Here is an 11,464-nt window from a genome sequence, read left to right on the forward strand (position 1 = left end):
ATGTTTTAGTTTTGTTAATAGTGTTAGAATTAATTAACTTGGTATATAATGAAGTTATTAGATAGAAAATCGGTTAAATTATGAGGAGTGCAAAAAAATGGAAGAATTAAAGAAATCAATTGATGAAATAGTTAAGCAAGATATTATAAAGGTAGTTATTAGCAATAAAACCAATAAGGATGTAGAGTATAATAAAATTACATTTACATTAAAACAGGACGCACAAAAACAATATTATCAAATAGAAAAAAGCACTGATAAACAAGTCTTTCATGAAAATATTAATATTGAGACTTTAGGTGAAAAGCTCTTGGAATATGTACAAGAAAAATATAAACAAGTTGATGCTTGGTCGGGTACTACAACTTTTGATTTGAAAATATCTAAAAAAGGTAAGGTTCATTTAGGTCATAAAAAAAGTGATAATGAAAGGCTTACAAGTAAGGGTCATAATAAAGAAAAAAATTATATCCTTAAAGAGGGTATGATAATCGAGCCTCTTATAGATTTAGGTATTTTCACAAAAGAAGGTAAGGTTGTTAATTCAAAATATGATAAGTATAAGCAAATAAATAGGTTTGTTGAAGTTATTGATGATGAAATTAAAAACAAAGATTACAAGGAACTTACTATAATAGATTTTGGATGTGGTAAATCTTATTTAACATTTATATTATATTATTATTTTGTGGAAATCAAAAGAATTAATGTGAAAATGATAGGACTTGATCTTAAAGCGGATGTAATTGAAAAATGTAACGATATAGCTAAAAGATATAATTATGAAAATTTGAGGTTTGAGTTAGGAGACATAAATGGCTTTAAATATGAAAATAAGGTCGATATGGTAATTACATTACATGCATGTGACACTGCTACTGATTATGCACTGTACAATGCAATAAAGTGGAATAGTGGAATGATTTTCTCTGTTCCTTGCTGTCAACATGAATTTAATAGTCAAATTAAAACAGAATCATTATCAATACTCACAAAGTATGGAATAGTAAAGGAAAGAGTTTCCGCACTTATGACAGATGCAGTGCGGGCGAATCTTCTTGAGTGCTCTGGATATAAAACACAACTTTTAGAATTTATTGATATAGACCACTCACCTAAAAATATATTAATTAGAGCAACAAAAGCTAAAATACCTTTGGAGATAAAAGAAAAAGCTTTGTCTGAAGTTAATGATTTAATGACCCAATTTAATTTAAAACCAACATTATATGATCTATTAAAGAAGGATAATTTAATATAGTTATCATAATAATAGTTTAAGAAGAATACCTAAATTAGGAAGGTGGATGATGCTAAGGTGTTAACAATATATGCGGTATCGGATTCTATAGGGGAAACAGCAGAACTTGTAGCAAAATCAGTAGAAAGTCAGTTCCCGGGCAGTATTGTAATAAAAAGAGTGCCATATATTAAAACAGCTGAAGATGTTAATAAATTTATTAGTAAAATAGAAGATAATTCAAAAGCAATGATTATCTCAACTATTATTATGGTGGATGTGAAGGAATTTTTAGTTCAAAGATGTGTAGAAAAAGGGATACTTATATCAAATATTTTAGGACCAGTAATAGGCCTTGCTTCTAAGTTATTAGATAAACAGCCAGAATATATTCCCGGGGCAATATGGAATATGGATAAGGAGTATTATAAAAGAATAGAAGCTATGGAGTTTGCTATACAGTTTGATGATAGCCGTGATTATAATGGAATAAAGCTTGCAGATGTAGTTCTCATTGGTGTCTCAAGAACTTCAAAAACCCCCTTATGTATGTATTTAGCTAATAAGGGAATAAAGGCTATAAATATACCTTTAGTTCCTGAAGTTCCTGTTCCAGAAGAATTATATAATATTCCAGGAAGAAAGATTATTGGGCTTACAATAAATCCGTTTGAACTTATAGAAATAAGAAAAAATAGAATGGATAAGTTTAACGGACTTAATTCTAGTTTTCAATATGCTAATGATGCAAGAATATTAGATGAACTAGATTTTGCTGAAAAAATAATGAAAAAGACAAGATGTTTAACTATTGATGTCACTAAAAGAGCTATAGAGGACACGGCTTTAATTATTATGAAGAGTATAGGAAATACCAATTAAACTAAATTTTAAATTTGGATGAATAAATGGAATAATTACTACGCCCTGTAAATATCATTTTAAAAGAGATGACAGTTACAGGGCGTTATTTTATAGTATGTATTATTTAATATTAAAGGATGAATATTGATATATAGCAGATATTTATTATTATTATTATTATTATTATTATTATTATGAGGTGATAAAGTGAAAGAATTAGATGTTTATGACTTTGGAGCTATAGGAGATGGAGTAACAGATGATACGCTTGCTTTGCAAAGTGCAATAAAATATTGTTTTGATAATAATATTAATAGACTAAGTTTTGGAAATGAAAAAGTGTACCTATGTAATAAAGAAATTGTATTATATGGAAATAATTTAACTGTTAATGGTAACAATTCAACAATTAAGCGAACTACGAATTTTATAGGTGTCTTTGGAGCTATATTAAATGTATATGGGTTAACACCAAATTTAAGTTATCCATTACTTGGAAAGTATGTAGGTGAAATAATTCCTGCGCAAAATATTGTTATTAAAGATTTAAATATATTCTGCTTTGATGGTATTTTGAGTTCTACATATATAAATGGAGTGGCAGTATGTAATTCTAGAAATATAATGCTTCAAAATATTATTGTTACAAATGCACCACAAACAGCTTATGCTATTGTTTCATCTTCCATTAATAATAAAAATTTAATAATTGATAATGTAGTATTAGATAGTTGTATATCAAGGAATAGTAAAAAACATTCATTTAGGCTTAGTGCAATAAAGGATAGTAATATATTTACTGCTAGGATGATTAATTGCTTAGCGATAAATGTTATAGAAAGAGAGTTTGGATATAATGCAAAAGGTAGAAAAGTACACTTGATGTGTAATGTGTCATCAGATAAGGGTGGTTGTTATAAAATTGTAATTGATTGTTGTCATTTTGATGAGAGTGGAGAAGTCTATATAGTTCAGAATTGCACTAATATAACAATTCAAAACTCACAATTAATCGGAGGACTCGAAATATATAATCCTAATAAAATGATAATTAACAATATACTCATAAAAAATAATGAATTTTATTATGCAACCAGCAACAATATTTATAAAACTTCATTACTATTATGTAATATAAAAAATATCAATATTGTAGAAAATATATTTGTAAATAGTTTAAAGAAAATGCTAGATGAGTATAATATATATGTATATAGGTGTGAGGATATTATTTTTAATGGAAACCAAAATTTCAATTTATTAATCACAAGTAAATAAATAAATTATCAAATAAACTCTAGTTGATATTTATTATCAATTAGCATATAATATTAATAAAGAAAGGAAGTTTTTGTATGAGAACAAAAGGAAATAAAATATCCATTATTGGAGCTGGATTTGTAGGATCAACTACAGCATTTGCTTTAATGAATGGAGGACTTGCAACTGAAATTGTAATTGTAGATATAAATAAAGACAAAGCTGAAGGAGAGGCAATGGATTTATCCCATGGCGTTTCTTTCGTAAGGCCAATAGAGATAACTTCTGGAGAGTATTCAGATACAAAAGATTCAGATATAGTAATTATTACAGCCGGGGTTGGTCAAAAGCCTGGGCAGACAAGGCTTGATTGTATTTCTAAAAACTTTAAAATATTTCAAAGCATAGTCCCAGAGGTTGTAAAATTTAGCCCAAATTCTATATTATTAGTAGTTTCAAACCCTGTGGATATATTGACTTATATAACTTATAAGTTATCAGGTTTTCCAAGTAATAGGGTAATTGGTTCTGGTACAGTTCTTGATACATCAAGATTTAAATATTTGCTTAGTAAGCATTTTGAAATTGATGCAAGAAATATTCATACCTATATAATGGGTGAACATGGGGACTCAGAAATTGCAGCTTGGAGTATAACTAGTATTGCAGGTATGAATGTTGATGAGTTCTGTGCTGCTTGTACTAATAATTGTAATGGAGAGATCAAGTATAATATATATAAGGAAGTAAAGGAAGCAGCTTATACTATTATACAAAAGAAAGGTGCAACTTATTATGCGGTTGCCTTAGCTATAAGAAGGATAGTTGAAGCAATATTAAGCAATGAGAACTCTATTCTTACGGTATCATCTCTATTAAAAGGTGAATACGGAATTGATGATATTTATATGGGAGTGCCAACAGTGGTAGGTAGAGGGGGAGTAAAAAAAATATTAGAAGTTAAACTTAATGAGCAAGAGAAGACAGAACTTCTTGAATCTTCAAAGGTACTCAAGGAAGTTATAAAGGACTCAAAAATATAGGGTTTATCGTAACTGTAACTTAATTACAATGAAATATCCTGTAAATATCAGGGTTAAAATAAAAACAAGTCCACATCAAAATGTTATTGATATGGACTTGTTTTTATTTGAATCCAAAAGAATAATAAAATATTCATAGGTTGTCTTTAGTATAATAAATACATCATAAGGACATAATTTAGAAACAAATACGCGAAAAGGAGCGGTGACCTTATGATGTTTAACAAAGTAGAAGTATGTGGGTTAGATTCTTCAAAATTACCGGAATTAGAAGAAAAACAAATACAGGAGTTATTATTTAGGATACAAAATGGAGAGTATGAATGTAGAGAAAAATTTATTGAAGGAAATCTTAAATTAGTGTTAAGTGTGTTGCAGCATTTCGGTAACAGTGACGAAAATTTAGGAAATTTATTCCATGTAGGTTGTATTGGGTTAATGAAGTCAATTGATAATTTTGATTTAAGTAAAAATGCTAGGTTTTCAACATATGCAGTTTCAATGATAATTGAAGAAATAAGAAGGTACTTAAACGATAATAATTCAATGAAAGTAAGCGAATATTTAAAAGATATTGCATATAAGGCATTGCAAGTTAGGGATCGATTATTGAAACAAGACAATAAAGAGCCTACCATATCTAAAATAGCCAAAGAACTTAAATTAACTAAAGAGGACATAGTATTAGCTTTAGATACTATTAAAGATCCTATATCATTAATTGAACCAATTTATCATCAGGATGTGGATGAAATTTACGAAATGGATCAAAAACAAAATACTAAAAATTTAGAGGATAGTTGGTCTAAGAATATATCAATTAATGAGGGAATGAAAAAATTAAATGTTAGGGAGAAATTAATCGTGAATTTAAGGTTTTTCAATGGAAAAACTCAAATGGAAGCAGCTAGTGAGATAGGTATATCAAAAGAACATGTAGCTATGATAGAAAAAAATGCATTAAAACATTTGAGAAGATATATATAGGGTTTTCTTTGAAAACCCTATTTTAAATATTTCATTTTAGATAAATGCTTTATTTTTTTAGTAGATAGTAGTACTATTAATTATAGTAAAGGTAATAAGGTTTATGAAAATTTAGTAATCGTATTCATAAACTCAAATTTTAGGAGGTAGATATATGGTAAACACAGTATTTCTAAATTTAGAAAAACTTAACTTTGACAATAAATTAGACTTTTCCTCTATAACCAAACTAAGTACTTTCACAAAATATGATAAAAATATTGACGAGAAAATTTTGGAGCGAGTTAAAGATCAAACTATTATAATTACGAAGGAATTACCTTTGAGTGGTAAATTAATATCAGAGTTTCCATCCTCTGTTAAACTTATATGTGAAGCTGGGACAGGTTATAACAATATTGATATTGATGCTGCAAGAAAAAAAGGTATTACAGTTTGCAACGTTCCTAGTTATAGCACGCAAGCAGTAGCAAATTTAGTAATCACATATATATTAAATTTTAGTTCTTCATTAATACAACAACAAATTATGCTCAAGGAAAAAAACTTTGATAATTTTAATAAACATTTACAGTTGCCACATTTTGAACTTCAAAACAAAACACTTGGAGTCATCGGTGGGTATGGTGCTATTGGTCGTGAGGTTATAAAAATTGCATTGGCAATAGGAATGAATATTCTTATATATAGTAAAACAGAGAAAACATGGGATAATCCTAATGTTCACTTTGCATCACTTGAAGATTTACTAAAACAGAGTGATTTTGTATCAATTAATTGTCCTTTAAATGCAGATACATTACATCTTATTGATAAGGACAAGCTTAAGCTAATGAAGCCTTCCGCTTTTATAATAAACACATCAAGGGGCGCGATAATAAAAGAAACTGATTTAATAAAAGCTCTGCAAAATAGAGGGATTGCTGGGGCAGCGCTCGATGTTCAGGAACCAGAGCCACCAGAAACTACTAATCCATTGTTTGATATGGAAAATGTAATTTTAACTCCACATATAGGTTGGAGACGTTTTGAGTCTAGGCAAAGGTTAATAGAACTTATGGCGGTTAATATAGAATCATTTATAAAGGGAAAACCAATTAATGTTGTAAATTAAAATGGTATATAAAAGCTGACATCATTTTATGGTGTCAGCTTTATTATTATAGGCTAATGAAAATCATTTTCTTTTATGATGTTATTAGTTACAAACTCTTCTAATACACTCATTATTTGTCCTTTGCTTAAGGTGTTATACCAATCCATTCTTTCTATGGAAGTTGAATCCATCATATCTTTATTGTAAAAATTATCACCTTTTTTAATTCTTATAAATATCTGCTTCATTGTTATCCTCCTACTAAAATATAATTAAGTTATTATGGGTACATAGCTACTTTTATTAAAATCATTCTAATTTCAACTATGCCCAATTTAAGATAATTTATTCTTAATTAGGATATTAAAGCAATAAAATCATTCTATATTAGAAAATGAAATTATTAACAAGCCAGCATCCGGATACTTCTTAAATATTTACAAGTGTAGGCTATAATATCGCGAATTCTATATAATTCACTTTCTTTATTTCGTGTTCTCCATATCTTAGTAAAGTCATAGAACCACACTTCAAGATTTTCAGCGAGATCTCTTGGCGTGAATACTGTATTTATTTCATTCATGCCTTTTTCATTTTTTAGTAAGTTTAAGAAGAAGCTATCTACTAATTGTATTGCCCTTGCTGAGACAATAAATTCTTGTAGATCAAATGTGTTTATGCGTACTTTATTAGATAATCTAGTGAACTTATCTTCTATTTCACAAGCTAGGTTATACCCATCTAAAATCTTTTTCCAATCAAGATTACTAAAATCCTTTTTATTATCTAAATCATTACTAAAATTTTCTTTCCATTCAACTAGTTCATACCATCCAACAACTTGATTCTTTGATAATTGATTAAGTAGCGACACAAGTTTAAGTGAGTCATCGCCATACTCTATTATAGAGATGGCTTTATATACATTTTCAAAGCCTTTTTCTCCTTCTGGATTCCATGATAAAGAGGCTCCGTATGCCATGCCAGGAATTGAGGTGCTTAAAAAATTTATATGACCAAAGTCACCCCAGTCAGTGTTTAAAACACCAGTTGCGCCATATTTAACGCCGTAAGCTACCATTCTTTTTATATTTTCAAAACCTTTATCGACTTTATTTACTAGTTGATTCCAACCCCATACCCCTGGGCATACGTATTGCTCCATACCTGATTCAGTTATTGCCTTTGTTCCATCTTCTTTGGCATCTTCATTATAATCCCAATTAAGACAAATGGCATCTTTACTTATATTACTTAAAAGTTCTGGATGATGTAAAATCACATCACCCCAAAACATAACTCGCTTACCTTTTTTCTTTACTATATCTATAACTTTGTTCAAAAATTCAACGTACAACATTCCAACTCCAACTTCATCAGCACGGGCCTTGCTTTTACCCTTACCTAATTCAAAGGTTTCATCACAACATATATTGAATGTGTTTGAACTAAATAGAGGTATATACTGCATAAGCATTTTTTCAACAAGTTTTATACTACCTGCATTAGTTGCATCAAGTGTGTGTGAATTCATTCTGTGCTCAAAGGAATATTCTCCCCCTTCGCTATTTTCTAGCTCACAAAATTCATTGAATGATTTTGATCTAAGCACTTCATACATGTGACCGAATGTCGATAATGAAGGAATTAATTCGACATGTCGTTTATTACAATATTGGTCTAGTATTAAAATTTCTTCAGCTGTTAGTGGATCTTTGTCCATCCAAATTTCACTCATGCCCTTAAATGCAAAAGTGTGCTCTATATATAGTTGTAATTGATTTATTTTATAAAAAGAAGCCCTATCAACTAGTTCCATAAGCATTTTAAGTGTTGGTACTTTACCCCTTGTAACATCATGATAGAATCCACGATTAGTGAAATAAGGTTCATCATCAATTTTAAGTTTTGGGAGTAAAGCCCCATTTTGTCTTATAATCTGTCTTAATGTCTGTAATCCATAAAATATGCCTATTGAAGTAGCACCACATATTTCTACGCGATTTCCATAAATATATAAACTATAAGCTTCTTTTGGACCTGATGTTTTTTTAAAAGTAATTATAACTTTATTGCTATTACAGTCAAAAGCCTTATTTATTAATAAATTGAATCCTAATTGCTGTTTAATTTCATCTTGTAATAAGATAGCTGTATTTAGGTCATCAAAACTACATTGATAATCTAAGACTATCTCTGTATCTCTTTTAAGTTGTACTGTACCTTCGTTTATATCTAAATGTTTTGGACTTGGTATTAAAAACATATTGTGCACTCCTAAATTTTATTTGGTTATGGGTTTATTATTAGTTCTAAATGCCCAGCAAATTTCACTTTTTAATAATAATTATATAAGGTAATGTTTGCTAAAAAAAGCACCCTTTTTATAATGATTTTCTTATAAATTCAACATAAAAAGATGCTAATAAAATGAATGAAATATATTCAAATTAAATCTGCATCTATTTCTTTACGTTATACCATATTGGACAAAAAATCAATAGTCTAAAACAGAATAATAAAATTAGCAAAACAACATGTATAAAAGGAAGGGTAACTTGTAAATAGAATTGTAAAATTTTATTTATTGCTAATAACTATAGTAATGGTGTAAAATGTACCGGGTAAAGGTAGTTTTTACGTGATAAAAGTAGTGAGGTTTTTACTTCACTTAATAGTACATATCTTATACTAATATTAAAGGGGTTTATAATGAGTGAATTAAAGACAAATGAATTAGAAACGAATCAATTAAAAAGAGGATTAAAATCTCGTCATCTTAACATGATTGCTATTGGGGGAGCAATAGGAACAGGATTATTTTTGGCTTCAGGTGGGACAGTAAGTGAGGCAGGCCCTGGTGGAGCGTTAGTAGCATATACAGTTATAGGAATAATGGTATATTTTTTAATGACGGGGCTTGGCGAGATGGCTACATTTATGCCAGTTACTGGTTCTTTTGAAACATATGCATCAAGATTTGTTGACCCAGCATTAGGTTTTGCTTTAGGTTGGAATTATTGGTATAACTGGGCAATTACTGTTGCGGTTGAAATGGTCGCAGGAGCTATGATTATGAAGTACTGGTTTCCAGGGGTGCCTGCACTTGTTTGGAGTATATCTTTTCTAGTATTACTATTCGGATTAAATATGCTTTCAGCTAAGGCATATGGAGAATCAGAATTTTGGTTTGCAGGTATCAAAGTTGTAGCAGTTCTAGTGTTTTTGGCAGTAGGAGTTGCAATGATTTTTGGAATAATTGGGGGACATCATATTGGTCTTTCAAATTTTACGTTTTTAGATCCTAAAAGTGGTGCTAAAGGACCATTCCCTTTTGGTTTTAAAGGTATATTAATGGTTTTCTTAATTGCAGGCTTTTCTTTTCAGGGAACAGAACTCGTAGGTATAGCGGCTGGTGAAAGTGAAGATCCAGAGAAAAATGTACCTAAAGCAATAAATAGTGTATTTTGGAGAATTGTAATATTTTATTTAGGGGCAATATTTATTATCAGTGCATTAATACCCTTTACACAAGCTGGAGTTACGACGAGCTCTTTTACCACTATTTTTGAAAGAGCAGGTATTGCTGGAGCTGCAAGTATCATGAATGCTGTAGTTTTAACATCAGTTCTTTCTTGTGGTAATTCTGGAATGTATGCTGCTAGCCGTATGTTATATGCAATGGCAAGAGAGGGAAGAGCGCCAAAAGCACTTTCCAAAGTGAATTCTCGCGGTGTTCCTATAAATGCATTATTACTTACTACATTAGTAGCTTCCGCATCTTTCTTAGTAGGTTTATATGCGCAAGAAACAGTATATATGTGGTTAGTTGCAGCTTCAGGACTCGCTGGATTTATTGCATGGGTAGGAATTGCAGTATGTCACTATCGCTTTCGTAAAGCATTTGTAGCACAAGGAAAAGATAGTGATTTATTGAAATATAAAGCGAAATTTTTTCCGTTTGGCCCAATTCTTGCACTAATATTATGTGTTATTGTTATATTAGGACAAGGTGTAACTTATTTTACAGCTGATTCAATAGATTGGAAAAATGTTATTGCATCCTATATCGGATTACCTTTATTCATAGCTTTATGGGTAGGATATAAGGTGAAATATAAAACTAAAATTGTGAATCTAAAAGAAGCTAGTTTTAGTACAGAGCCAATAAATAACGAAAAATAATTCTTTATTATAATGTAGATATAAAAAGTTGCGATGAAAATTCATTGCAACTTTTTATTGTTTATAGGACTATAATTTATATTAGGTATAATATAAGTGAGTAATATTTCGAATATTAGAAATATTAAAATCATTTTACCATGCGTATCCGAATGAGTAATATTGAAATATTTAGCTATATATGTAGAAATATAGAGCTAATCTTATTAGAATCTATTTATGGAAAAAGTGACTTGTTATATATATGATACAATATTCCTTGTCGTCACATACGAGTGGCACACGAAACTAACCGTTAATTATGATTTAATAGATTTTAATTAAAATTTATTTTAAAGAAGTAGTTGACAAAACAAGAAAAACCTAGTATTATAGTAGAAGTCGTCACATGATGACAAAGCAAATTGGTCTTTGAAAATTAAACAGAGAAATAGGTAAAGAAATGAAATAATATTTTATTTTAACCAGTCAATTACTTTAGTAAAAGTAATATTTTAGTCGTAAGGCTAAAAAGTATGTAATGAGCTTGAGTAACAACTTAACAGTTGTCTCAGATTAATTATTTCAACAAAAAAGTGTAAACTTTTAAATTGAGAGTTTGATCCTGGCTCAGGACGAACGCTGGCGGCGTGCCTAACACATGCAAGTCGAGCGATGATTCGCCTCTTCGGAGGCGTTAATTAGCGGCGGACGGGTGAGTAACACGTGGGTAACCTGCCTCAAAGAGGGGAATAGCCTCCCGAAAGGGAGATTAATACCGCATAATATGTTTTGATCGCATGATCGAAA

At 29.8% G+C, this 11,464-nt stretch carries 9 protein-coding genes and 1 rRNA gene; 8 read left to right on the top strand and 2 right to left on the bottom strand.

Annotation, left to right across the window (positions count from 1 at the left end; translation table 11 throughout):
- Window positions 1–97 precede the first annotated feature (97 nt).
- The 6 genes from KPL37_RS14435 to KPL37_RS14460 all read left to right on the top strand — a co-directional run bounded on the left by KPL37_RS14435 (window position 98) and on the right by KPL37_RS14460 (window position 6,508).
- Window positions 98–1,261, top strand: coding sequence for a class I SAM-dependent methyltransferase (locus KPL37_RS14435; protein ID WP_216150477.1), 1,164 nt, complete (start codon window positions 98–100; stop codon window positions 1,259–1,261).
- Between the two features lie 57 nt (window positions 1,262–1,318).
- Window positions 1,319–2,122 (top strand): pyruvate, water dikinase regulatory protein, encoded by an 804-nt coding sequence (locus KPL37_RS14440; RefSeq protein WP_216150479.1) that lies wholly within the window; start codon window positions 1,319–1,321, stop codon window positions 2,120–2,122.
- A gap of 189 nt (window positions 2,123–2,311) precedes the next feature.
- On the top strand, window positions 2,312–3,382 hold the full coding sequence (locus KPL37_RS14445) for a glycoside hydrolase family 55 protein (protein WP_216150481.1): 1,071 nt from the start codon (window positions 2,312–2,314) through the stop codon (window positions 3,380–3,382).
- Window positions 3,383–3,459: 77 nt separating this feature from the next.
- Window positions 3,460–4,407 (top strand): L-lactate dehydrogenase, encoded by a 948-nt coding sequence (locus tag KPL37_RS14450; protein ID WP_216150483.1) that lies wholly within the window; start codon window positions 3,460–3,462, stop codon window positions 4,405–4,407.
- 213 nt (window positions 4,408–4,620) lie between these two features.
- Window positions 4,621–5,394: a sigma-70 family RNA polymerase sigma factor gene (locus tag KPL37_RS14455; RefSeq protein WP_216150485.1), complete on the top strand. Its 774-nt coding sequence runs from the start codon at window positions 4,621–4,623 to the stop codon at window positions 5,392–5,394.
- Window positions 5,395–5,548: 154 nt separating this feature from the next.
- A complete protein-coding gene (locus KPL37_RS14460) occupies window positions 5,549–6,508 on the top strand; it encodes a 2-hydroxyacid dehydrogenase (RefSeq protein WP_216150487.1) in 960 nt (319 codons plus the stop codon).
- 53 nt (window positions 6,509–6,561) lie between these two features.
- On the opposite strand, the gene KPL37_RS14465 is transcribed toward KPL37_RS14460, so the two are convergent.
- The gene (locus KPL37_RS14465; RefSeq protein ID WP_216150489.1) at window positions 6,562–6,738 is read right to left on the bottom strand and encodes a hypothetical protein; all 177 of its coding nucleotides are present in this window, start codon (window positions 6,736–6,738) and stop codon (window positions 6,562–6,564) included.
- Window positions 6,739–6,893: 155 nt separating this feature from the next.
- On the bottom strand, window positions 6,894–8,756 hold the full coding sequence (locus KPL37_RS14470) for a beta-N-acetylhexosaminidase (RefSeq protein WP_216150491.1): 1,863 nt from the start codon (window positions 8,754–8,756) through the stop codon (window positions 6,894–6,896).
- Between the two features lie 446 nt (window positions 8,757–9,202).
- Between KPL37_RS14470 and KPL37_RS14475 the strand changes: the two genes are divergently transcribed.
- Together KPL37_RS14475 and KPL37_RS14480 are read left to right on the top strand one after the other, a co-directional pair.
- Complete coding sequence (locus tag KPL37_RS14475; protein ID WP_246578303.1) at window positions 9,203–10,675, top strand: amino acid permease; 1,473 nt, start codon at window positions 9,203–9,205, stop codon at window positions 10,673–10,675.
- 586 nt (window positions 10,676–11,261) lie between these two features.
- A 16S ribosomal RNA gene (locus KPL37_RS14480) occupies window positions 11,262–11,464 on the top strand; the annotation flags it as partial.

Source organism: Clostridium frigoris (assembly GCF_018861865.1).
Classification (GTDB): Bacteria; Bacillota; Clostridia; order Clostridiales; family Clostridiaceae; genus Clostridium_AD; species Clostridium_AD frigoris.

Excerpts from the sequence above, each read along its gene's own strand:
- KPL37_RS14435 (WP_216150477.1), top strand. The coding sequence starts at position 98 with ATGGAAGAATTAAAGAAATCAATTGATGAAATAGTTAAGCAAGATATT.
- KPL37_RS14465 (WP_216150489.1), bottom strand. The coding sequence starts at position 6,738 with ATGAAGCAGATATTTATAAGAATTAAAAAAGGTGATAATTTTTACAAT.
- KPL37_RS14475 (WP_246578303.1), top strand. The coding sequence starts at position 9,203 with ATGAGTGAATTAAAGACAAATGAATTAGAAACGAATCAATTAAAAAGA.
- KPL37_RS14460 (WP_216150487.1), top strand. The coding sequence starts at position 5,549 with ATGGTAAACACAGTATTTCTAAATTTAGAAAAACTTAACTTTGACAAT.
- KPL37_RS14470 (WP_216150491.1), bottom strand. The coding sequence starts at position 8,756 with ATGTTTTTAATACCAAGTCCAAAACATTTAGATATAAACGAAGGTACA.
- KPL37_RS14450 (WP_216150483.1), top strand. The coding sequence starts at position 3,460 with ATGAGAACAAAAGGAAATAAAATATCCATTATTGGAGCTGGATTTGTA.
- KPL37_RS14455 (WP_216150485.1), top strand. The coding sequence starts at position 4,621 with ATGATGTTTAACAAAGTAGAAGTATGTGGGTTAGATTCTTCAAAATTA.